Below are 23379 nucleotides of genomic sequence, written 5' to 3'. Positions count from 1 at the left end.
GTGCTGTTTCCGATCCGCGACCATAATCCGTCAACCAGAAAGCCGGTCGTCACCTATGGGCTGATCGCGGCGAATGTGGCGATGTATCTGCTGACCCTTCCCGCTTTTGACGAAACTCGGGGCTTCTGGGTCTGGCTTGCGCTTTATCCGCTGGCCATCTCGCATGGTGAGCTTATGTGGGGATTGTTGACCCATATGTTCCTGCACGCAGGGTTCATGCATATTGCGGGGAACATGCTGTTCCTGTGGATCTTCGGCGACAATCTTGAAGATCAGATGGGCAGGCTGGGTTTCCTGTGCTTCTATCTTGCCTGCGGGCTGGGGGCCGCCTTCGCGCAGATCTCGGCCGATCCGTCATCCTCGGTGCCGATGGTCGGCGCCTCGGGAGCGATTGCGGGAGTGATGGGTGGTTACCTGCTGCTGTTTCCTAGGGCGCGGATCGATATCCTGCTGATCATCGTGGTATTCTTCAAGGTTTTCACCGTATCCGCATGGACCATGCTGATCCTGTGGTTTGCCATCCAGCTTTTCGGTGGTTTCAGCATGATCGGGGCAGAGGGCGGCGTCGCCTATTGGGCCCATGCCGGAGGATTCGTGGCCGGGCTGGTTCTGACGATCCCGGTTTTCCTGCGGCGCGGCGGAGCGGAGTTCTGGAACCGCAACCACGGCAAGCCGCCCCATGACGATGCGGTCTACGGGCCAAGCCGGATTCCGAAGGTGCGGCGCTAAAGCGTTTCGGGTTTTGATTGAGACGCCGATAGTCCGGCTATGCCCCCACGCGGAATCAAGGGCCGCAGACCCGCCGCGCAGCGCCCATCCGCGGCCGGGCACTACGCGGCTTTGGCGGGCTGCAAGGAAGATCTGGTTCATGTCAAACCCGAAACGTTTTGGCGCGTGGCCGTCACCGATCCTGCGGCGATTGGCCTTTCCACCTGAAACTCAGATCATGAGGCCACGGCTCATATGCCGTTTGCGACCGAAACCGGGGCGGCGCTCTACCCTGAAGCCGGCGGCCTCAAGCGCGCGCCGCACATGTCCGGCGGCGGTATAGGTGGCAAAACTGCCGTCCTTTGCCGTGTGCCCTCCGACCTCTGTCAGCACGGCTTCGGACCACATCTCGGGATTTCTGGCGGGCGAGAAACCGTCCAGAAACCATGCATCCGCGCGCCCCTGCCAAAGGGGCAGGGTATCGCGGACATCGCCAAGGATCAGCCGCAATTCCACCTGCCCCACAAAGATCGTATCGGCGCCCCATCCCGCCCGAAGTTCAGCCGCCATCCCGGCCAGTTCAGGAAAAGCGGCATGGGCCTGTTCAAGCTGGGACAGGCTAAGGGGGAAAGCCTCGAAACTGGTCATGACGACCGGAACCTGGGTCATTGCCGCCAATGCAAGGCAGTTCAGCCCGGTGCCGAAGCCAAGCTCTGCCACATGAAAGCCGGGGCGCAGCCGGGCGGGAAGATCATTCCCCGCCAGAAAGACGTGCCGGGTTTCCGCCAATCCGTCGGCGATGCTGAAATAGGGGTCGTCGAAATCCGTGGCGACCGGCACGCCGCCTTCGCGCCATTCCAATGCGGGCCCCTCGGCTTTGCCGTTCCCGGCACCATCATTCACAACCATATGCGTTCCCTCCGGCCACGAGTTCAAACGGGCTGTTCATCTTAATACGGCTAACCTTGACATCAGGGGTCAATCGTGACCGCCCGGATACGGATTGTCTTGGCTTCGCGTCATAAAAGCGCCGGGGACGAGTCCGCAAGGATATTCCCGAACGGCCGACAGCTTGCGCGCAAAGCGCCGGGCGAATATCCGGGGGCGTATTCAGTTTACCAAAAGGCCATTCCTCTCTTGTCCGGCTCCTTCATATCATCCGAAGCCGTAACCGTCATTGGCGGCGGGATCCTTGGGCTGTGCTGTGCCTGGGAATGTCTTCGTCGCGGTGTGAAGGTCCGGCTGATCGAGGCCGCGGCTATCGGCGCGGGATCCTCGGGCGGGCATGTGGGCGCATTGGCGCCACATGCGCCTGAGAACTGGAACGACAAGAAGGCATTTCAACTGGACAGCCTGCTGATGGCCGGGGATTTCTGGGCCGGCATCGGGAAGGCATCGGGCCTGCCGACCGGTTATGCACGCAGCGGCAGGCTGCAACCGGTCGAGGATGAGCAGACCGCCGAAAGGCTGCGCGACCGTATCGCGGCGTCAAAGCAGCGCTGGCCGGAGGGGATGGGGATGTGTCTGACGGACCGGCCCGGTGCAGCGCTGTTTCCGGCGAGTCCTTCCGGGATCTGGTTGCGGGATGGGCTGAGTGCCCGGATCAATCCGCGCGCCGCGCTTGCCGCGCTTGCAGCCGCCATTCGGGCCGAAGGCGGCGAGATCCTCGAACATTCGCCCGCCCATCCGCAGGACCTGTCCGGCACCGTCTTATGGGCCACGGGAACCCCCGGGCTGGAGATGCTGTCACGCGATCTGGATCGCCCGGTCGGCAAGGGCATCAAGGGCCAGTCGGCACTGTTGCGATATGATGCGGCGGGCATGCCGCAGATATTCGCGCATGGCGTGCATATCGTGCCGCATGATGATGGCACGGTTGCGGTTGGCTCGACCTCGGAGAATGAGTATGCCCATTGCGAAACCGATGCGCGTCTTGATGAGATCATCGCCCGGGCCCGCGATATCTGCCCAGAGCTCGCATCCGCGCCGGTGCTGGATCGCTGGGCAGGGCTGCGCCCACGGGCCAGAAGCCGTGCGCCGTTACTGGGGCCGTGGCCGGGACGGGACGGGCATTTCGTTGCGAATGGCGGCTTCAAGATCGGCTTTGGCATGGCGCCCAAAATCGCCTTTGTCATGGCCGATCTTATACTGGAGAATCATGACCGGATCCCCGACGGGTTCCGTTTGATCTGAACCAACCGTGCCTGACGGGACTCGCAGCGCGGCAAGCGGTCATAAAATCGCCCCGGTGGCTTGCCGCCCGCATCCCGTACACATATGTGAGGCGACATGCATATTCCGTTTATCAGTCGATTTCTGACCCGAAACCCGCGCGTGCCCGTCATCCGGATGCAGGGCGCGATCGGCATGTCCGGCCGTGCCGGTGGATTGAACGACGCGACATTGGCGCCGCTGATCGAGCGCGCCTTTTCGCGGGGCAAGCCCGTGGCCGTGGCTTTGGCGATCAACTCCCCCGGAGGCTCGCCGGTGCAATCGTCGCTGATCGCGGCGCGTATCCGAAGGCTGGCGGATGAAAAAGGGGTGCCGGTTCACGCCTTTGTCGAGGATGTAGCGGCGTCCGGGGGCTATTGGCTGGCCTGTGCGGCGGATGATATCTGGGCGGACGAGGCATCTATTCTCGGTTCGATCGGGGTCATTTCGGCAGGCTTCGGCTTTCACGAACTGATCGGCCGCTGGGGAATCGAACGGCGGGTGCATACCGCCGGGCGGTCGAAATCCACCCTGGACCCGTTCCGCCCCGAAAACCCCGAGGATGTCGAGCGGTTGCGCAATGTGCTTGAACCTATTCATGCGGCCTTCAAGGCGCATGTCACCGCCCGGCGCGGCAAGCGGCTGCCAGAGGATCGCGATCTGTTCACCGGTGAATTCTGGGCCGGGCGCGAGGCGGTCGAACTGGGGCTTGCCGATGGGATCGGTCATCTGGCGCCAAAGATCAAAGAGCTTTACGGCGACAAGGTGAAATTCTCGGTCCTCAGTCCGCGCCGTCCCCTGTTCCGCCGTCTTGGCCTGTCTGCGGATGCATTCCTTGATGCAGCCGAGGAACGGGCGGCATTTGCCAGTTTCGGGGCGCGGGGATGAGTATTCGCGCAGTTGTTCTGTTCCTGCTGATCATAGTTGTTCTTGCCCTTGTCAGTGGCCCCGGATTCCGCAGGTTCCTGTTGAAAATGCTGGGGATCGACCGGCGTGATCGTTGATATTCTGGCCATATTGGGTGTCATTTCTGTCTTTGCGCCCTTGCCTGTGCCACAACAGATGTTGCAGCTTGATTTATGGGTCATGCTGGGCGCCGCGCTTCTGCCTGGGGCTTTTCTGCTGCGCGGCATATCGATAACGCGCATAGTCGGGCTGGCAGGCTATGCGGTCTATGTCTGGGTGCTGCTATGAGCGCTGCATTGGTGACGGGCGCGGCAAGGCGGCTTGGTCGTGCCATGACATTGTATCTGGCCGGGCGCGGCTATGACGTTGCGGTGCATTACGACCGCTCGGCCAGCGAGGCCGAAGAGGTTGCGGCGCAGGCAAGGACGCTGGGCGTGTCGGCCATCACGGTCCGGGCCGATCTGCTGGACGAGGCGGCGACGGCCGGATTGATCCCGCAAGTGACCGAAGAACTGGGCCGCCTGTCGGTTCTGGTGAACAATGCCTCTATCTTCGATTACGATAATATCCACAGCACGACGACAGAGAGCTGGAATCGTAACATCGGCTCGAACTTCAGGGCGCCACTTCAGTTGATTCAGGCGTTTGCCGCGCAATCAGCGGCTGTGGACACCGATGATGCGGGTGAGCCGGTCGCGACCGGGCTGGTGGTTAATATGGTCGATCAGCGGGTTCTGAAGCCAACCCCGGAATTCATGACCTATTCGCTGGCCAAGGCTGGATTATGGTCACTGACGCGCACTGCGGCACAGGCGCTGGCACCCGCGATCCGGGTGAATGCGATCGGTCCCGGACCGACCCTGATCGGTGCCCGGCAAAGCCCGGAGCATTATGCGGCGCAGCGCGCGGCGACGATTCTGCAACGTGGAGCTGATCCGAAGGATATAACTGATACGCTTGGATATTTCCTTGATGCCAAGGCCGTAACAGGTCAGTTGATCTGCGTCGATGGCGGTCAGCATCTGTGCTGGCAAACGCCGGATGTTCAGGGCCCGGCGGGATCAAACCGCAGCTGATATGACATTTTGTCCACCGTCGGAAAGAACGAACAAGACTGTAGCGGATTCTTACCGGTTTTTCAGCCTCTTATTGCTGTAAGGTAAAAAATCCTTTGTTATCAAGTGCATTAATATTTGCTTAATAATTGGGCAAGGTAACAAAATCGTAACAATTACAGCATAAATGTATACTCCCTCACAGCCCGTCCACAAAGTTATCCACAGATTCCGTGGAAAGCTTTTGACTTGCAATCGCTGAACGGCGCTTGCAGCCCCGGGCGGGAATCACCACTCTGGTACCATGACTGCAAAAACCGGACACGCACTGATACATGATTACCTTCGCTCCCTTGACCGCAGCCCGGGCGTCTACAGGATGCTGGATGCGCAGGGGGCCGTGCTTTACGTCGGCAAGGCGCGCGACCTGAGGGCGCGGGTGTCGAATTATGCGCGTCCCACCGGGCATTCCGCCCGGATTGCGCGGATGATCCGCGAGACCTGCTCGATGATGTTCCTGACCACGCGCACCGAGACCGAGGCGCTGTTGCTGGAGCAGAACCTGATCAAGCAGCTCAAGCCGCGCTATAACGTGCTGCTGCGCGACGACAAATCCTTTCCGAATATCCTTGTCGCCAAGGCGCATGATTTTCCGCAGATCAAGAAGCACCGCGGGGCGAAGTCGGAGAAGGGCGATTATTACGGACCTTTCGCCAGCGCGGGCGCGGTCAACCGGACGCTGAACCAGTTGCAGCGGGTGTTTCTGCTGCGCAATTGCACGGATGCGGTATTTGAATCGCGGACGCGGCCCTGTCTTCTGTACCAGATCAAGCGATGCAGCGCGCCCTGCGTGGACCGGATCAGCCGCGAGGATTACCAGCGCCTCGTTCGCGATGCCGAGCGTTTTCTTCAGGGCAAATCCACCGATATTCAGGCACGGCTTGCCGAAGAGATGGCGGCGGCTTCTGCGGATATGGAATATGAACGCGCGGCAGCCCTGCGCGACCGGATCAAGGCCCTGACGGCGGTGCAATCGGTGCAGGCGATCAATCCGCGCGGCGTGGCCGAGGCCGATATCGTCGCGCTGCATATCGAGGGCGGGCAGGCATGCGTGCAGGTTTTCTTCATCCGCGGCAATCAAAGCTGGGGCAACCGGGATTTCTATCCGCGTCTGGGCGGTGCGGAATCGCATGACGAGGTGATGCAGGCTTTCCTGATGCAATTCTACGACGACAAGCCGCCACCCCGGATGATCCTGCTGTCGCACCCGCCCGAAGATCCCGAATTGACGGCGGATGTTCTGGGCGAAAGGGCAGGGCGCAAGGTGGAACTGCTGGCTCCGCAGCGGGGCGAGAAATTCGAGCTTGTCACCAATGCCCTGCGCAATGCCCGCGAAAGCCTGGCGCGGCGGATGTCTGAAAGCGCCGCTCAGGCCCGCCTGCTGGAAGGACTGGCCGAGGCGTTCGCGCTGCCGGCCGCGCCGCGCCGGATCGAGGTTTATGACAACAGCCATATTCAGGGCAGCAGTCCGGTGGGCGGGATGATCGTGGCCGGCCCCGAAGGCTATGTCAAAAGCCAGTACCGCAAGTTCAACATCAAGGGCACCGAGATCACGCCGGGCGATGATTTCGGCATGATGAAAGAGGTGCTGACGCGGCGTTTTCAGCGTCTGCTGAAAGAGGATCCGAACCGCGAGGGTGAGACATGGCCCGATCTGCTGCTGATCGATGGCGGCGCGGGGCAGGTATCCGCGGTCGAGACGATCCTGACGGAACTGGGTGTCACCGATATCCCGATCGTCGGGGTGGCTAAGGGCGTGGACCGCGATCACGGCAAGGAAGAATTCCACCGCCCCGGAAAACGCCCCTTTGCCCTGCGCATGAACGACCCGGTTCTGTATTTCATCCAACGGCTGCGGGACGAGGCGCATCGCTGGGCCATCGGCACCCATCGGGCGCGACGCTCCAAGGCGGCGATGGCGAACCCGCTGGACGAGGTTGCGGGGATCGGAGCGGCCCGCAAACGCGCGCTTCTGGCGCATTTCGGCAGTGCAAAGGCGGTCGGCCGTGCGGGGCTGCCGGATTTGCAGGCGGTTGAAGGAATCTCGGCGGCAATGGCGCAGAAAATCTACGATCATTTCCACGCCAAGGCATGACCGCCAAAGGATGACCGGGCGGGTCGCCTATTCATCCCGGCGCGGGAACTTCTCGTATTCCGCCCTCCGCATCGCCTCGATTCCGCAATGGCGCATTTCTTCTTTATCCAAATATCCCGGGGGAGCCGTGCAGTGCGCGGCGGGGGCAGAGCCCCGGTTTGAAGGACTGTCGGTGGCAAGCTGCCACGTGCCGCGACTTTGGGATTTTGCATTGCAGCCATGACTTGACGTCGCGCCTGTGCGAGGGCATGGGCGAGATCATGACCAATCGTGACGATTCCCCTGTAAATGTTGAACAGCAGCCGCCCTATGCGGCCTCTGCCGCGACGGCATCCGCGCCGCCTCCGATGCCGCCGAAAACGGCCCCGGCCGTTGATCGCACCGGGCTGGCCATTCTGCTGATGTGCCTGACCTGTCTGATCTTTGCCGTGCAGGACGGGTTTTCGCGTGTGCTGGGGCAGGAATATCCGGCATTTCTGGTGGTGATGATCCGCTACTGGGTCTTTGCGGTTTTCGTCATCGCCATGGTCTCGCGTCAGCCCGGAGGGCTGAAACGCGCCATTCGCACCAAGCGCCCGGTGACGCAGATGATCCGAGGGGCGTTGCTGGGCATGGAAACCGTGCTGATGGTCGAGGCATTCGTGCGGCTGGGACTGATCGAAACCCACGCCGTTTTCGCGGCCTGTCCGCTATTGATCGCGGCGCTGTCGGGGCCGATCCTGGGCGAAAAGGTCGGCTGGCGCAGATGGGCGGCGATCGGGGCCGGATTTCTGGGCATCCTTGTCATTCTGCAACCCGGTGGCGGAGTGATTTCGCCGGAGTCACTGCTTCCCTTTGGCGCGGCATTGATGTTTGCGCTTTACGGATTGCTGACGCGAAAGGTCTCTCGCGATGATCCGTCGATGGTCAGTTTTTTCTGGTCAGGCGTGGCCGGGGCATTCTCGGTCACGTTATTCGGGATCTGGGAATGGCAGTGGCTCGCCCCGGGCGATTGGATCTGGATGGCGGCACTGTGCCTGTTCGGGATGACATCGCATTACCTGATGATCCGCGCCTACGAGCTTGCCGAAGCCTCGGCGCTGCAACCCTTTGCCTATACGCAGCTTGCCTGGGCCAGCATCATCGGGATCCTGGCTTTCGGCGATGTGCTAAGACCCAATGTTGTCGTGGGTGCGGCGATCGTGGTGGCGGCGGGGCTGTTTACTCTGTGGCGTCAGCGCGTTCGGTCGGCTTGATCCAGCCTTCCGGCAGGCGTGGTCCGATGAACGGTTTTTCCGGCGGATGCGGCGACAATGCCAGTGTCAGCCGTAGCGGGGGCGCAGGTATCAGCCCGCCGCCGGTCAGATCCCATGTCGGCACCAGCGGCGCGGGCTTGCCCATGATCCGGGCGCGATAGATCGGCATCGCCTCGGTCACGCGCATGACATAGTTGCGGGTTTCGTCGAAGGGGATCAGTTCCACCCATTCGACGGGATCGAAATTCTTTCGCAGATCCCCGAAAGCCGCCAGCCACTGTACAGGCCGGCCCGGTCCGGCGTTATAGCCCGACGCGGTGAGTGCGGTCGATGCCCCGAACCTGTCGCGCAACCCGCCCAGATAGGCCGCACCCAGCCGGGCATTATAGGCGGGATCCGCCGTCAGCCGGTCGCGGCGATAAGGTTCGCCAAGCTTGCGGGCCATTTCCTCGGCGGTTCCGGGCATGAGCTGCATCAGACCCTGAGCACCGACATGGCTGCTGGCGGTATGGTTGAACTCGGATTCCTGCCGGGCGATGGACAGGACAAGTTCGGGCGGCAGTTTCAGATCGGCGGATTCCAGCCCGGTCAGCGGGAAATGCGCGGCGGGATAGATCACGCCCAGATTCGCCGCGCGTTTCGCAAGCCGTAATCCGTGCCACGGTGTCCCCGCCTCGATCATCAGCCGCGACATGCGGGCGATATCCTCGGGCTGGGCTGTTTCAGACAGATGCAGGAAGAACCGCTGAGCCTGATCGGGCCGCCCGGTTGCCAGCAGCCAGAGCCCGGCGCGGAAAATCCCGTTCTCGCGCAATGCGCTGCCGCGCCAGTCGGGCAGGGTCTCGATCGCCTTGCCCGGAATGGCATATTCGGCGGGCATCTGCGCACCGGTCTTTTCCGCAGAAAGCTGGCCGTAATAGACGCCGGGGAATTCCGCGCCGCTGGCATAGGCGGCCCGGGCGGCTGTGTCATCGCCCAATGCCTCATGCGCCCGGCCCTGCCAATAGAAGGCCCGCGCCTTGCTGATCGCGCTGCCGACCACGGTTTCAAGATGCTGGAAATGCCGCAAAGCACGGTCCGGAGCCCCGGATTTCAATGCGGCGAAACCGGCCAGCCATTCCAGATCGGAATAATGCTCGTTCTCGGGTGGCAGGAAATGCGGCGACGCCAGCCGTTCGGCAAGCCGCCAGTCGCCATTGCGCATGGCCAGCCGTGAATAATCGACCCGCATCTGCGCCCAAAGCGCCGGATCGCGCAGGGCTACGGCGCTGGTTGATGCGGCCAGCATCAGTTCCTGCGCGCCCGCATGCTGCTTGGCCCCGACACGCCACAGGAAGCGATCCATGGTCAGGCCCGGATCGTCCCGCCGATCCTCTGGCAGGGCAAGGATCAGATCGTCGACGCCTGTACGCCGTGCCTGCAAGGCGATCCGGGCGGCAGGTAATGCACGCTGCGCCTCGGGCAATTCGGGCAGAAGCTGTTCGGCCTGCTGCCATTCCTGCTTGTCCAGCATGCGCGTGACGCGGGTGAGGTGAAGCGGCTTCAATTCATCGCCGTAAGCAGTCATGAACGCGGTCGCGTCGGCCTGATCCAATGGGGTTTCGGTCCAGAATCGCGCCCGTTCTTCCTTGGCCTCATCATCGTCAAGAGCGGTCAGATAGGCGGTTTCCGCAACCAGCGTATCGGGCCGGCGGTCCCCGAACCATTGCAGGATATCACTGGCGGGAAGCTCAGGCGTCAGCTTCTTGTCGCCATTCAGGCGAATCCGGTCGAGTCCGGGCCAATCCGGGTTCTGTTCGGTGAAAGCAAGGTAATCCGCGAATGCGCCATAGCCAGCCTGCAAGACCTGCCAGCCCACCAGAGCCTCTGCCATCGGACCCGAGATAGCGGCGGCATCGCGTGCCGTGACCCAGTCGCGAACCTCTGCGGCCGAGAGGGCAAGCGCCATCGCCCCGGCTTCCTCGGCTTTCGAGGCCGAGACAGGCAGGACGATCAGAACGGCTGCCGCCAGCATGTCGCGCATATGTCGCATCACCTCTCTGTGTCACAGTCTTGCGGCGAAAGCGCAATTCACATCCTTGGCAAGACGTTCCGATGGGATTAGGTTCGCGCGACTTCATGGAATATTAACAGGAGCGTGTCATGTTCAAAGGGTCGATGCCCGCCCTCGTCACGCCGTTCACAGCGGACGGCGAACTGGATCTGGACACGCTGAAGAAGCTGGTCGAATGGCATATAGACCAAGGCAGCAACGGGCTTGTGCCGGTCGGGACTACGGGCGAAAGCCCGACGCTGACACATGACGAACACCGTATCGTCGTGGAAGAGGTCGTGAAGACCGCCGCCGGCCGGATTCCGGTGATCGCCGGGGCGGGGTCGAATTCCACGCGCGAGGGGATCGGGCTTGTCCGCCATGCCGCTGAAGTGGGGGCGGATGCCGCGCTTGTCGTGACGCCCTATTACAACAAGCCCAATCAGGCCGGACTGATCGCCCATTTCACCGCCCTGACCGAGGCGGTCGATCTGCCCATCATCATATACAACATCCCACCACGTTCGGTCATCGACATGCTGCCTGAGACGATGGGAGAATTGGCCAAATTGCCCAATATCGTCGGCGTCAAGGACGCGACCGGCAAGCTGGAACGGGTCAGCCAGCAGCGAATTACCTGCGGCGCGGATTTCGTGCAGCTTTCGGGCGAGGACGCGACGGCATTGGGCTTCAACGCGCATGGCGGGGTGGGCTGTATCAGTGTCTCTGCGAATGTCGCACCCAAGCTGTGCGCCGAATTTCAGGCGGCGACTTTACGCGGCGATTACGCGGCGGCGCTTGAATATCAGGACCGGCTGATGCCGCTGCATATGGCGATCTTCATCGAGCCGGGGCTGGTCGGTGTGAAATACGCGATGTCACGCCTTGGCCTGTGCGATGAGCGGGTGCGCCTGCCGCTGGTGGCGCTTGAGGACTCCACGCGCCGCCGGATCGATGCCGCATTGGAGCATGCCGGGTTGCTGTAAGGGAAAGGGGGCGCTGCCCCCTTCGTCGCTGACGCTCCTTACCCCCGAGATATTTATGCAAAGAAGAAGGGGTCAGATGCGGGTAATCTTCATGGGAACTCCGGATTTCTCGGTGCCAGCGCTGCATGCGGTGGCGGCGGCGCATGAGATCGTGGCGGTCTATTCGCAACCACCGCGTCAGGCGGGCAGGGGGCAGAAGCTTCGGCTTTCGCCGGTTCATGCGGCCGCCGAGAGGCTGGGGCTTGAAGTGCGCGTGCCGCCCGCGCTGCGCGATGAGGGGGTGCAGGCGGATTTTGCCGATTTGCATGCCGATGTCGCGGTTGTGGTCGCCTATGGGCTGATCCTGCCGCAGGCGGTGCTGGACGCGCCGCGCTTTGGCTGTCTGAATATCCATGCCTCGTTGCTGCCTCGCTGGCGGGGCGCCGCGCCGATCCATCGCGCGGTGATCGCGGGCGATGCCGAGACGGGCGTGGCGATCATGCAGATGGAGGCCGGGCTGGATACCGGGCCGGTTCTGGCCGAAGCGCGGACAGGGATCGGGGCGGAAGAGACCACGGCGGATCTGCATGACCGGCTGTCGGAAATGGGGGCCGGGTTGATTGCCGAGGTTCTGGCCGGATTGCCGATGCCTGCGCGGCCGCAGCCGGAGGATGGCGTGACCTATGCCGCCAAGATCGACAAATCCGAGGCGCGGATCGACTGGACGCGCCCCGCGGCAGAGATCGACCGCCGGATCAGGGGGCTTTCGCCTTTCCCCGGCGCATGGTGCGACATCGACGGCGAGCGAGTGAAACTGTTGCGCAGCAGGCTGGTGGAGGGACAGGGCGCGCCCGGACAGCTGCTGTCAGGATTCCGGGTTGCTTGCGGTGCGGGCGCGGTCGAGATCCTTGAGGCGCAGCGGGCAGGGAAGAAGCCGATGAGTGCCACGGAATTGCTGCGCGGCTGGGCGCTGCCCGAGCGATTGGGATAGGGTCAGCCTGCTTCGCGGATCGCCTTGGCGATGAGCACGGGCACTTCGGGGGCAAGGCCGATCGGCGGCAGGCGCGGGCCGGTGAAACCTGCTTCGTCCAAAGCCATGGGCAGATCGTTCAGCACATGATCAGCCTGCAGCGCGAAAAGCGGCAGGCTGACGGCGCGGCCAAGATCGCGGGCGGCATCGGCGATGAAGGGCGGTTGTTCGACGAAAGCGGTGACGACGCGGGCGAAACGGGGCGCGATTCCAGCCGCGAGCCTGTTGGTGATATCAAAGCTGGCCTGCGAACGCCCCGAGCCATGCGCTGTCAGCAGAAGCGTGGTGTCCTGCGACTGCCAGCCTTCCGCGGCGGCCGCCTGACTTGCCTTGGCGAGGATCAGGCCGGGCAGGGCGGGATCGGTGCCGAAAGGGCGCATGATCCGGGCATGAGGGGCGCCGGCTTCGGTGAGACGGCGGGGAAGTTCGGTGCCGGTGAACCAGCCCTCGGCCATGAACATCGGGTAGATCAGGCTGTCATTGTCGCAAGTGCCGGAAAGCGAGCCGGGCATGGCAAGGGTTGCGCCCAGAACCGGGCAGCCGGGATCATTGCGCGACACCTGCGCCGCCAGTGCCTCGATAGCGTGTTGCTGCGGCACGGGGTCGCCGGGCTGACCATGCGAAACGATGACCGCGTGGCGCATCAATCGCGGAAATAAGGTGCGAAGGCTTGGGGGATATCGAATTCCTTCAAGGCTTTCGCGCGGGCATCGGCAGACATCTTGCGCGCAGTCCTCTCGATGATGCGGGGCATCTTCTCGTCGGGCTGCTCGGCGGCGAAATCGCCCAGATACCAGCGGATGAAGGTGAAGCAGATGACATCCTCTAGCGCCTGAACCTCGTCGTCGCGCTTGATCCCTTGCTTCATCAGCATCCGGCGGGTGCGGTCGATCTGATCTTGCGGATAACCCGCATCGGCCATGATCCCGGCCAGCCGTTCGGCATGACGGCGGCCCTGTTCCTGACGCCATTGCAGATAGCCCGCCCGATCCATCGGGAAATCACTGCGCGGCAACAGCCAGCGTTCGATATGCTGGCCCCGGCAGGCAATGCGCAGCGGTTCGGAGGCGGTTGGAAACAAAGTTTGCTGTTCCGCCGTCATTCTTTGGCCGTAAAGAAGGGCGGCGGGTTGATCGCCCTCCAGTGTCGGATCCTTGATATTGGCGGCGTCGATGGCCGAAAAGACCTGATCAAGCGGTGTTGTCATTGGCGTGCCTCGGTTAGCTGCCGCCAGTTTCGCCTGACAGGGCCGTCTGCTGCAAGCCTCTAATTCCCGGTGAACTCCCATGCGCCTTCCCCCAATGCCGGAGAGGCGTATTCCGTGACAATATCGCTGCGTGAAAAGCGGAGCGGGCTGCGCAGGCCGGGGATGCCCTCTGGCGCGATCTGCAATCCGCGCGCCTTGATCTGCGGATCGGAAAGCGCTTCCGAGATGTCATTGACCGGCCCGGCGGGAACGCCCGCTTCCTCCAGCAGGGAAATCAGTTCCTTGCGAGTGTGACGCCCGGTCGCCTGCGCAAGCAGCGGGACCAGCCTGTCACGATTGGCGACGCGGGCGGGATTGGTGGCGAAATCGGGATCATCGGGCAGATCGGGCAGATCCAGCGCCCGGCATAGCGCGGTGAATTGCCGGTCATTTCCGCAGGCGATGATCGCATGCCCGTCCGAGGCGGCGAAAAGCTGATACGGCACGATATTTGGGTGGGCATTGCCCAAACGGTGCGGCACGGTCCCGCCCAACAGATAATTCGTCGCCTGATTGGCAAGAACCGCCACGCCGCAATCCAGCAGCGACAGGTCGATATGCTGTCCACGCCCCGACCGCGCCCGCTCGGCCAAGGCCGCCTGCACGGCGATGACACCGTAAAGTCCGGTGAAAATGTCGATCCATGCGACACCGACCTTTTGCGGCTCGCCCTCCGGGTCGCCGGTCAGATCCATGATGCCGCTCATCCCCTGTATGAGGAAATCATAGCCGGGTTGCGCGGCGCGTGGTCCATCCTGCCCGAAACCGGTGATCGAGGCATAGACAAGGCCCGGATTGCTGGCGGAAAGGGTCTCAAAATCCAGCCCGTAGCGGCGTAACCCGCCCAGCTTGAAATTCTCGATCACGACATCGGCGCTGTCGATCAGGCGCTTCAGACGCGCAAGATCCCGGTCGTCGCAGAAATCGCAGGTGACCGAGCGTTTGCCCCGGTTGGCGGCATGGAAATAGACCGCGACCTTTTCGGTCGTGCCATCGGCGCGGGGGCGGTCGATGAAGGGCGGACCCCAGCGGCGGGTGTCGTCGCCCTCGGGCGATTCGACCTTGATGACCTCGGCCCCAAGATCGGCCAGCGTCTGGCCGATCCACGGCCCGGCAAGGATCCGGGCGAGTTCGACGACCTTCACCCCTTTCAGCGGCGCGTCCGTCATGATCAGCCGAATGCCTGCAAACCGGTTTGCGCACGGCCAAGGATCAGGGCATGGACGTCATGCGTGCCCTCATAGGTGTTCACCGTCTCAAGGTTCTGGGCGTGGCGCATCACGTGATATTCGATCTGGATGCCATTGCCGCCATGCATGTCGCGCGCCATCCGGGCGATATCCAGCGCCTTGCCGCAATTGTTGCGCTTGACGATAGAGATCATCTCGGGCGCGAATTTGCCCTCATCGAACAGCCGACCGACGCGCAGGCTGGATTGCAGGCCAAGCGCGATCTCGGTCTGCATATCGGCCAGTTTCTTCTGGAAAAGCTGCGTCGCGGCCAGCGGGCGGTTGAACTGGTGCCGATCCAGCCCGTATTGACGCGCCCGGAACCAGCAGTCTTCGGCCGCTCCCATCGCGCCCCAACTGATGCCGTAGCGCGCGCGGTTCAGACAGCCGAAGGGGCCGCCCATGCCCTGAACATTCGGCAGCAGGGCATCCTCGCCGACTTCGACATTATCCATGACGATCTCGCCGGTGATCGAGGCGCGCAAGCTGAGTTTGCCCTCGATCTTCGGTGCGGAAAGCCCTTTCATGCCCTTTTCAAGGATGAAGCCACACACCTTGCCGTCATGGGCATCGGATTTCGCCCAAACGACGAATACATCCGCAATCGGCGCGTTCGAGATCCACATCTTCGCGCCGGTCAGCCTGTAGCCGCCATCTGTCTTGACCGCCCGTGTCCGCATTCCGGCGGGGTCCGATCCCGCGTCGGGTTCGGTCAGGCCGAAACAGCCGATGAACTCACCGCTTGCCAGCTTCGGCAGGTATTTCCGCTTCTGTTCTTCGCTGCCATAGGCTTCGATGGGGAACATCACCAGCGACGACTGCACCGACGCCATGGAGCGATAACCGGAATCGATCCGCTCGATCTCGCGGGCGACAAGGCCATAGGCCACATAAGATGCACCGACCCCGCCATATTCTTCGGCCACGGTCACGCCCAGCATGCCGGCGGCGCCCATCTCGCGGAAGATCTCCGGGTCGGTATGTTCGTTCAGATAAGCGTCCTGCACCCGCGGGGCGAGGCTTTCTGCGGCGAAGGCGGCAGCGGAATCGCGGATCATCCGCTCTTCTTCGGTCAGTTGATCCTCAAGCAGAAACGGATCCGACCACGAGAAGGGCACGCCTTTATGCGATTTGGTGGACATGCGGTTAACTCCCTTTGGGCGGCCATTCGCCCGCAAGATATTCTTGCAGTCGCTCATATCGCTTTGCAACCCGTGGTAAAATCGGATAATCCGCATTAGTTCATGTATGGGGTGAATGAAGTTGCGGCAAAGACGTTTTCTTCCCAATCTCAGCCTGCTGATGGCTTTCGATGCGGTGATGAGGAATGGTTCGGTCACCGGGGCGGCGCAGGATCTGTCGCTGACACAAAGCACCGTCAGCCGCCTGATCCAATCGCTGGAACAGCAACTGGGCCAGCCGCTGTTCATCCGGCATCGCAAGCGGCTGGTCCCGACAGAGGCCGCGCATCGTTACGTCCGCGATATCTCGCAGGCGCTTGACCTGATCCAGCGGTCCAGCATGTCACTGATCGCAAACCCCGAGGGCGGCAGCCTGGATCTTGCCGTGCTGCCGACATTCGGCACCCGCTGGCTTGCCCCAAGGCTGCCCGATTTCCTGTCGGCAAATCCGGGGGTATCGGTCAATCTTGCGACGCGCTTTACCGCCTTTAGCTTCGATGCCGAAAGGTTCGACGCGGTGATCTATTTCGGGCGGGATGACTGGCCGGGCGCGGTTCATGTCAAGCTGTTCAACGAACGATACACCGCCTGCGCCGCGCCGGAATTCCTGCGGGCAAATCCGGTAGAGCGGGCCGAGGATCTGTATGATCTGGTGCTGCTGCAACTGGAAACCCGGTTGACCGCCTGGGCGGACTGGTTTCAGGGGCAGGAGGCAGTGGCGGTGCCGATCCGCAACGGGATGCTGATGGATCAGTTCTCGATGATGATTCAGGCGGCGATTTCGGGGCTGGGCGTGGCGCTTCTGCCCGATTACCTGGCGCAGATCGAGATTTCCGGCGGTCGTCTTCAGCCGATCCTGCGTCCCGCCGTGCCCGGAACCGGCGCCTATTGGCTGGCATCTCCCGCCGCCCGGCAGGGGCTGAAACCGTTTCAGGTCTTCAGCAACTGGATCACCGCACAGATCGCGCAGGAATTCAGTCCCGCCATTCCCGCCGCAGAAAGATGAAACTGGCCACGGCCAGCCCGGCTGCCAAAGCGAACCATGTGATCGCATAGCCCAGATGCGCATTGCGGAATGTGACCACGGTCAGCCCGCCGATGGGCAAAGCGTCGCCGTTTCTGCGCGCGGCATCGATGAAATAAGGCGCGGCCTCGTCAATCCCGCGAGAGGCGGAAAGGGCCACGACATCCCGCGAATACCAGCGATTGCCGGCGGGATCATTGCTGCGCAGAAAAGCGCCGCCCGGCTGGCTCATCCGCAGCAGGCCGCTGATTTGCTGTTCGCCGTCAGGCAGGGGCCGGTTGGCGGGGGTGCTGCGATCCTGCGGGACAAAGCCGCGATTGATCCAAAGAATCCAGCCATCGGATGTGCGCAGCGGAGACATCACCCAATAGCCGCCGCCATGTTCCGTGACGGCCATTACCAATGCGTCCGATCCGGGCAGATATTCGCCTGTGACCGTGACACGGGTATATTCATCGGCCTTTTGATCGAGCGCGGGCCAGACGGACGGACCCGGAGCGTCGCTGGCAGCACTGGCCAGCCGCGCCTCGACCCGTTCGATCAGATCGGTTTTCCAGCCCAGCCGCTGCACCTGCCAGATACCAAGGCCGGTCAGCACCACCACAAGCCCGGCCACCAGCAGCCCGATCAGCAGCTTTCCCCGCCGTTTTCGCGATTGCGGGATGGTCACCCCCGCAGCCTTTCGGGCAGCAGATCGTGATCCATCTGCGGCATCATATTGGTGTTCAGGTGGAACATGACCCAAAGCGACCCGGCGATCATGATCACCACGATAATCACCGTGAACAAGGTGGACAGCAGCGTCCAGCCCTCTTCTGCGCGGCTGTTCATATGCAGGAAACAGACCATATGGACCAGCACCTGAACCACCGCGCAACCGATCACGACGCCGACCGTCAGGAACCGGTTTTCGAACCCGCCCGCCATGACAAGGCCAAAGGGGATTGCGGTCAGGATCACGGACAGCACGAAACCGGTCAGATAGCCGCGATAGCTGCCATGTCCGTGATCGGAGTGTTGCGAATGTGCCGACATCAGATCACCCCCAGCAGATAGACAAGCGTGAAGACCCCGATCCAGATCACGTCGAGGAAATGCCAGAACAGGCTGAGGCATAACAACCGTCGCTGGTTTTCGGGGATGAGCCCCCGCTGCGCGACCTGCACCATCAGCACCACCAGCCACAGCGACCCGAAGGTGACATGCAGCCCATGCGTGCCCACCAATGTGAAAAAGGCTGACAGAAAGGCCGAACGCTGCGGCCCCGCCCCTTCATGGATCATGTGATTGAACTCGTAAAGCTCGATCCCCAGAAAGCACAGCCCGAAGATCAGCGTTATCCCAAGCCAGCGAAGCGTCGCGGATTTATTGCCCTGCGCCATGGCCAGCATCGCGAACCCATAGGTGATCGACGATAGCAGCAGCATCGCCGTATTCACGGCGACCAGCCTCAGATCGAACAGATCCTGCGGTCCCGGCCCGGCGGCGTAACTGCCATGAAGCACCCCGAATGTCGCGAAAAGCACCGCGAACATCAGGCAATCGCTCATCAGATAGACCCAGAAGCCGATATTGGTCGAGGCGCCGTCCTCGTGATGATGCGGTTCGGTTTCCCAATAGGTGGTACTCATTCCTCAGACCCCCTGTGCCAGCAGGCGCGCGCGCTCATCCTCGGTCCGGCGGATATTGTCGGCAGGAATGTGATAATCGCGATCGTAATTGAACGTATGGGCAATGGCCGCTACGACAAGCGCGGCAAAGGACAGTGCCGCCAGCCACCAGATATACCAGACAAGCGCCAGCCCGCAGATGGTGGACAGCGCCGCAAGGATCACCCCCGCGCCGGTTCCCTTCGGCATATGGATCGGCAGATAGGGGGCATCGGGGCGGGTGGCATTCTGCGCCTTCATCTCGGCCCAGGCATCCAGCCCGTGGATCACCGGCGTGAAGGCGAAATTATAGGGGGCGGGCGGTGAAGAGGTCGCCCATTCCAGGGATCGCGCGTCCCATGGATCGCCGGTCAGGTCGCGGTTCTGATCCCGGCGCATGATCGAGACGCCGAATTGCACGAACATCGCGGCAATCCCAAGCGCGATCAGAACGGCGCCAAAGCCTGCGATGGCGAACCAGATTTGCAGCCCGGGATCGTCGAATACCCGCATCCGGCGCGTCACGCCCATCAGGCCAAGGACGTAAAGCGGCATGAACGCGACCCAGAACCCGACCACCCAGAACCAGAAGGAAACCTTGCCCCAGAAGACATCCAGCGTGTAGCCGAACGCCTTGGGCCACCAGAAATTGATTGCCGCGAAAAGGCCGAACAGCACGCCACCGATGATCACATTATGGAAATGCGCGACCAGGAACAGTGAATTGTGCAGTACGAAATCCGCAGGCGGAACGGCCAGCAGCACCCCGGTCATCCCGCCGATCACAAAGGTCAGCATAAAGGCGATTGTCCACATCATCGGCAGTTCGAACCGCAGCCGGCCCTGATACATGGTGAACAGCCAGTTGAAAAGCTTGGCCCCGGTCGGGATCGAAATGATCATCGTGGTGATTCCGAAGAACGAGTTCACCGAGGCCCCCGACCCCATGGTAAAGAAATGGTGCAGCCAGACGAGATAGCTGAGAATGGTGATACAGATCGTCGCATAGACCATCGAGGTATAGCCAAACAGCTTCTTGCCCGAGAAGGTCGAGGTGACTTCCGAATACACGCCGAACAGCGGCAGGATCAGGATATAAACCTCGGGGTGGCCCCAAATCCAGATGAGGTTGATATACATCATCGGATTGCCGCCAAGATCGTTGGTGAAGAAATTCGTGCCCAGATAGCGGTCCAGCGTCAGCAGCACGAGCGTTGCGGTCAGGACCGGGAAAGAGGCGACGATCAGGATATTGGTGCAGAAGGATGTCCAGGTGAAGACCGGCATCCGCATCATGGTCATGCCCGGCGCGCGCATCTTGAGGATCGTCACCAGAAGGTTGATCCCCGACAGCGTCGTGCCCACGCCTGCGACCTGAAGCCCCCAGATATAGTAATCCACACCGACCCACGGACTATAGGACAACCCGGATAGCGGCGGAAAGGCCAGCCAGCCGGTTTGTGCGAATTCGCCCAGGAACAGCGATGCCATCACGATCACCGCGCCGCCCGTCGTCATCCAGAACGAGAAATTGTTCAGGAAAGGGAAGGAAACGTCGCGCGCGCCGATCTGCAGCGGTACGATATAGTTCATCAGCCCGGTGACGAAAGGCATCGCCACGAAGAAGATCATGATCACGCCATGCGCGGTGAAGATCTGGTCATAGTGATGCGCGTTCAGATAGCCTTCCGAGCCGTTGAACGCCATGACCTGCTGCAGCCGCATCATGATCGCATCGGCGAAACCGCGCACGAACATCACCAGGCCCAGCACCATATACATGATCCCGATCTTCTTGTGATCGACCGAGGTGAACCATTCGCGCCACAGCCATCCCCATAACCGGTAATGGGTCAGCAGGGCCAGCATCGCAAGCCCGCCAAGCAGGACGACTGCGAAGGTCGCCAATACGATGGGCTCCCGGGGGATGGCGTCCCAGTTCAGGCGGCCAAGCAGGAAAGTGGTCTCGACATTGTCGGGGATGGCCATTGCTGGGCTCCGTTCAAAGTTTGGGTTCCGGCAAGGCGGAACGGCTGGCGTCGCGAATCGCCGGAGAGCTCATCCGCCCGAATACTCCGGTAGGTACCGGCAGGGCATGTCCATGCATCCGTTCGGGATTGCTGCGCCGTTCCGGTTTCTCGTCGGTATCGGTCAGCATCAGGGCAATATCGCCGGGGGTGCAGATCGAGGACACCGCGAAGGGCGTCACGCCCAGAACCGGTTCCGCGTTGCCGCGCCGGGCATGTTTGTCATGCGTCAACGACTGGATATTGATGCTGCCTTCAAGACCCAGCCCACCCTTGTCGTCGATGGCCATCATCTCGGCCATGCACATCTTGCCCGGCTCGACGCAAAGATTGACCGCGCGGTTGAACAGCTCGGGGTCGACCGAGGCATAGGTGCGGGGCGATTCGTTCTGGCTGGGCACCTCCAGCTTCAGATATTCCTCGCGCGTCAGGTCGCCACCTTTCGCCCGGACCTCGGCCACCCAGTCCTGAAAGCCGGCCTCGACCACGGCATGCGCCTTGAACCGCATTCCGGAAAAACCCCAGCCGGAGTAATGCGAGGCAAGCCCCTGATAACTTCCGGGATTGTTGAAGACCCCGTGCAGTTTCGTCTCCATCCCCGGCATGGCGTAGATCATGCCTGCCATTGCCGGGATATAGAATGCATTCATCACCGATGAGGATGTCAGCCTGAACTCGACCTCCCTGTTCGCGGGAATGGCGAGTTCGTTGATCGCGGCGACACCTTGTTCGGGATAGATGAACAGCCATTTCCAGTCCAGCGCCACGACCTGAACCTCAAGCGGTTGGTGATCCGGGGGAATTTCTGCGGTTTTGCTGATCCGGTCCAGGGGGCGATAGGGGTCCAGCAGATGCGTTCCGACCCATGTCAACGCGCCCAGGCAGATGATGATCATCAGCGGCGCGGCCCAGATGACCAGTTCGATTTTCGTCGAATGGGCCCATTCGGGCTGATAGGTCGCCTTGCGGTCCGCGCGGTATTTCCATGCGAAGAATACGACCAGCGCCATGACCGGAATGATGATGATCAGCATCAGGCCGGTCGCGGCCAGAAGCAGATCCTTCTGGCGTTCCGCGATATCGCCCGCAGGGGACAGAACAACTGCCTCACATCCCGACAATGCCGCGATTACCGGCACCGGAATTGCATATCGGAAAACTTTCATCGAAATGGTCATGGCTGCCGAATCCCGTAACGACGCGTGCAGTATGCGTCACGAAGCTGTTCTAGATCCTACCGCATGAGACCGGCATCGGACAATTTGACACATACAATTTTAACAGTTTTCCGGCTTGAAATGAGGCCATGAGCGGGATCACCATAGGCTATGGGCGGCCCATGCGCATGGGTTTTGGCCGGAACGAAGGAGTCCGCAGGATATGAATGATGCATCTACGGCAAAGTCTGCGCGCCCCGGCCCGGACAACGGGCATGCAGTGTCCCCGTCCGATATCGCCGTGGGGGTGATCATCGGACGCACATCGGAATTCTTCGATTTCTTCGTCTTCGCGATCGCTTCGGTGATCGTTTTTCCGATGCGTTATTTCCCGTTCGAAGAACCCGTACGGGCGACATTGTGGTCCTTCACGATCTTTGCGCTTGCCTTTCTGGCGCGGCCGATCGGGACGGCGGTTTTCACCGCGATCGACCGTGGCTACGGCAAGGGGGTCAAGCTGACGATCGCGTTGCTTTTGCTGGGAACTTCTACCGTCTCCATGGGGCTGATACCGTCATATGAGAATATCGGCGCCGCTTCGATCGTGGTGCTTTGTATCCTGCGAATCGGGCAGGGAATGGCGCTTGGCGGCGCATGGGACGGGCTGCCCTCGCTGCTGGCGGTCACGGCGCCGGAAGGGAAACGGGGTTTCTATGCCATGGTGCCGCAGCTTGGCGCGCCGCTGGGGCTGATCGTGGCAAGCCTGCTTTTCGCCTATCTGGTTTCGCATCTGTCGCAGGAGGATTTTCTTGACTGGGGCTGGCGTTATCCGTTCTTTGTCGCATTCGCGATCAATGTCGTCGCGCTGTTCGCGCGGCTGCGAATCGTGGTGACTCCGGAATATGACCAGATGTTCCATGCCCGCGAGCTGGAACCTTCCCGGATGCGAGAGGCTATTGCCCGTGATGGCAAGACCATTCTTGTCGGCGCTTTCGTGCCATTGGCGACATTCGCACTGTTCCATATGGTCACGGTCTTTCCGCTGTCCTGGGTATATCTTTACACCGATGAAAGCCTGTCCCGCTTTCTGCTGATCGAATCATTCGCAGCAGTCTTCGGGATCGTCTCGATCGTCTTTTCGGGTTTTCTGGCCGATCGGATGGGGCACCGGAAATTCCTGTTTCAGGGTGCGGTCTATATCGCCGGTTACGCCATCCTCGCGCCATTGCTTCTGGCCGGGCAGGGATTGGGCGAGGCGATCTACATGATCATGGGCTTCATCATCCTGGGGCTGAATTTCGGGCAATCCTCGGGTGCGGTCGCCTCGCTGTTCGAACGCCATCACCGTTATACCGGCTCGGCCATCGTGTCGGATCTGGCATGGATGTTCGGCGCGGGCTTCGCGCCGCTTGCCGCTCTTGCCCTGTCGGCATGGGGTGGTCTGCCCGCCTCGGGCCTCTATCTGCTGTCGGGCGCGGTCTGCACCTTTCTGGCGCTGTGGCTGGCGACCCGGCTGGAGTTCGGAAAATCGTGACCTGATAACAGGGGGCGCCTGAATCCCCCCTTCAT

22 protein-coding genes are annotated in these 23379 nt (G+C 61.7%); 11 read left to right on the top strand and 11 right to left on the bottom strand.

The window, feature by feature from the left end; genetic code table 11:
• Positions 1–3: 3 nt before the first annotated feature.
• Positions 4–729 carry a rhomboid family intramembrane serine protease gene (locus Q0601_RS14865; protein ID WP_305290652.1) on the top strand — a complete coding sequence of 242 codons (726 nt, stop codon included), beginning with the start codon at positions 4–6 and terminating at the stop codon, positions 727–729.
• A 210-nt stretch (positions 730–939) separates the two neighbouring features.
• On the opposite strand, the gene mnmC2 is transcribed toward Q0601_RS14865, so the two are convergent.
• On the bottom strand, positions 940–1617 hold the full coding sequence (gene mnmC2, locus Q0601_RS14860) for a tRNA (5-methylaminomethyl-2-thiouridine)(34)-methyltransferase MnmC2 (RefSeq protein ID WP_305290637.1): 678 nt from the start codon (positions 1615–1617) through the stop codon (positions 940–942).
• A 243-nt stretch (positions 1618–1860) separates the two neighbouring features.
• On the opposite strand from mnmC2, the gene Q0601_RS14855 reads away from it, so the two are divergent.
• The 6 genes from Q0601_RS14855 to Q0601_RS14830 all read left to right on the top strand — a co-directional run bounded on the left by Q0601_RS14855 (position 1861) and on the right by Q0601_RS14830 (position 8270).
• On the top strand, positions 1861–2901 hold the full coding sequence (locus Q0601_RS14855; RefSeq protein ID WP_305290651.1) for an NAD(P)/FAD-dependent oxidoreductase: 1041 nt from the start codon (positions 1861–1863) through the stop codon (positions 2899–2901).
• A gap of 96 nt (positions 2902–2997) precedes the next feature.
• Positions 2998–3807: a S49 family peptidase gene (locus Q0601_RS14850; protein WP_305290636.1), complete on the top strand. Its 810-nt coding sequence runs from the start codon at positions 2998–3000 to the stop codon at positions 3805–3807.
• 105 nt (positions 3808–3912) lie between these two features.
• Positions 3913–4113, top strand: coding sequence for a hypothetical protein (locus Q0601_RS14845; protein WP_305290634.1), 201 nt, complete (start codon positions 3913–3915; stop codon positions 4111–4113).
• Entirely contained in the window at positions 4110–4901 is a 792-nt protein-coding gene (locus tag Q0601_RS14840; protein ID WP_305290633.1) for an SDR family oxidoreductase, read from the top strand. The genes Q0601_RS14845 and Q0601_RS14840 overlap by 4 nt, the downstream gene beginning before the upstream one ends.
• Positions 4902–5184: 283 nt before the next feature.
• Entirely contained in the window at positions 5185–7035 is a 1851-nt protein-coding gene (gene uvrC / locus Q0601_RS14835; RefSeq protein ID WP_305290632.1) for an excinuclease ABC subunit UvrC, read from the top strand.
• A gap of 347 nt (positions 7036–7382) precedes the next feature.
• The gene (locus Q0601_RS14830) at positions 7383–8270 is read left to right on the top strand and encodes a DMT family transporter (protein ID WP_305290650.1); all 888 of its coding nucleotides are present in this window, start codon (positions 7383–7385) and stop codon (positions 8268–8270) included.
• Here Q0601_RS14830 and Q0601_RS14825 read toward each other — a convergent pair.
• Complete coding sequence (locus Q0601_RS14825) at positions 8236–10302, bottom strand: lytic transglycosylase domain-containing protein (protein WP_305290631.1); 2067 nt, start codon at positions 10300–10302, stop codon at positions 8236–8238. The two genes, Q0601_RS14830 and Q0601_RS14825, sit on opposite strands and share 35 nt — an antisense overlap.
• Before the next feature lie 110 nt (positions 10303–10412).
• Here Q0601_RS14825 and dapA point away from each other — a divergent pair, with 110 nt between their 5' ends.
• Together dapA and fmt are read left to right on the top strand one after the other, a co-directional pair.
• A complete protein-coding gene (gene dapA / locus Q0601_RS14820; protein WP_305290630.1) occupies positions 10413–11288 on the top strand; it encodes a 4-hydroxy-tetrahydrodipicolinate synthase in 876 nt (291 codons plus the stop codon).
• A 76-nt stretch (positions 11289–11364) separates the two neighbouring features.
• Positions 11365–12258, top strand: coding sequence for a methionyl-tRNA formyltransferase (fmt, locus tag Q0601_RS14815; protein ID WP_305290628.1), 894 nt, complete (start codon positions 11365–11367; stop codon positions 12256–12258).
• A gap of 2 nt (positions 12259–12260) precedes the next feature.
• Here the strand turns inward: fmt and Q0601_RS14810 are convergent, their stop codons facing one another.
• From Q0601_RS14810 to Q0601_RS14795, 4 genes are read right to left on the bottom strand one after another with little or no spacing between them, the layout of a single operon-like run.
• Complete coding sequence (locus Q0601_RS14810) at positions 12261–12896, bottom strand: cobalamin biosynthesis protein CbiX (RefSeq protein ID WP_305290627.1); 636 nt, start codon at positions 12894–12896, stop codon at positions 12261–12263.
• Positions 12897–12940: 44 nt separating this feature from the next.
• Positions 12941–13504, bottom strand: coding sequence for a DUF4202 domain-containing protein (locus Q0601_RS14805; protein WP_305290626.1), 564 nt, complete (start codon positions 13502–13504; stop codon positions 12941–12943).
• Positions 13505–13563: 59 nt separating this feature from the next.
• Entirely contained in the window at positions 13564–14712 is a 1149-nt protein-coding gene (locus Q0601_RS14800; RefSeq protein ID WP_305290625.1) for a CaiB/BaiF CoA transferase family protein, read from the bottom strand.
• A 2-nt stretch (positions 14713–14714) separates the two neighbouring features.
• Positions 14715–15914, bottom strand: coding sequence for an acyl-CoA dehydrogenase (locus tag Q0601_RS14795; protein WP_305290624.1), 1200 nt, complete (start codon positions 15912–15914; stop codon positions 14715–14717).
• A gap of 115 nt (positions 15915–16029) precedes the next feature.
• On the opposite strand from Q0601_RS14795, the gene Q0601_RS14790 reads away from it, so the two are divergent.
• Positions 16030–16959, top strand: coding sequence for a LysR family transcriptional regulator (locus Q0601_RS14790; protein ID WP_305290623.1), 930 nt, complete (start codon positions 16030–16032; stop codon positions 16957–16959).
• Here Q0601_RS14790 and Q0601_RS14785 read toward each other — a convergent pair.
• The 5 genes from Q0601_RS14785 to cyoA are packed head-to-tail and all read right to left on the bottom strand — an operon-like array spanning position 16928 to position 21831.
• Positions 16928–17647 carry an SURF1 family protein gene (locus Q0601_RS14785; RefSeq protein ID WP_305290622.1) on the bottom strand — a complete coding sequence of 240 codons (720 nt, stop codon included), beginning with the start codon at positions 17645–17647 and terminating at the stop codon, positions 16928–16930. The genes Q0601_RS14790 and Q0601_RS14785 overlap by 32 nt on opposite strands.
• The gene (gene cyoD, locus Q0601_RS14780) at positions 17644–18012 is read right to left on the bottom strand and encodes a cytochrome o ubiquinol oxidase subunit IV (RefSeq protein WP_305290621.1); all 369 of its coding nucleotides are present in this window, start codon (positions 18010–18012) and stop codon (positions 17644–17646) included. The genes Q0601_RS14785 and cyoD overlap by 4 nt, the downstream gene beginning before the upstream one ends.
• Positions 18012–18608, bottom strand: coding sequence for a cytochrome o ubiquinol oxidase subunit III (gene cyoC, locus Q0601_RS14775; RefSeq protein ID WP_305290620.1), 597 nt, complete (start codon positions 18606–18608; stop codon positions 18012–18014). The genes cyoD and cyoC overlap by 1 nt, the downstream gene beginning before the upstream one ends.
• Positions 18609–18611: 3 nt before the next feature.
• Positions 18612–20615 carry a cytochrome o ubiquinol oxidase subunit I gene (cyoB, locus tag Q0601_RS14770; protein WP_305290619.1) on the bottom strand — a complete coding sequence of 668 codons (2004 nt, stop codon included), beginning with the start codon at positions 20613–20615 and terminating at the stop codon, positions 18612–18614.
• A 13-nt stretch (positions 20616–20628) separates the two neighbouring features.
• Positions 20629–21831 (bottom strand): ubiquinol oxidase subunit II, encoded by a 1203-nt coding sequence (cyoA, locus tag Q0601_RS14765; protein ID WP_305290618.1) that lies wholly within the window; start codon positions 21829–21831, stop codon positions 20629–20631.
• A 202-nt stretch (positions 21832–22033) separates the two neighbouring features.
• On the opposite strand from cyoA, the gene Q0601_RS14760 reads away from it, so the two are divergent.
• Entirely contained in the window at positions 22034–23344 is a 1311-nt protein-coding gene (locus tag Q0601_RS14760) for an MFS transporter (protein WP_305290617.1), read from the top strand.
• The last annotated feature ends 35 nt before the right edge of the window (positions 23345–23379 follow it).

This window comes from Paracoccus wurundjeri (genome assembly GCF_030678915.1).
GTDB classification, from domain to species: Bacteria; Pseudomonadota; Alphaproteobacteria; order Rhodobacterales; family Rhodobacteraceae; genus Paracoccus; species Paracoccus onubensis_A.
This window is presented reverse-complemented; position numbering and strand designations above follow the sequence as displayed.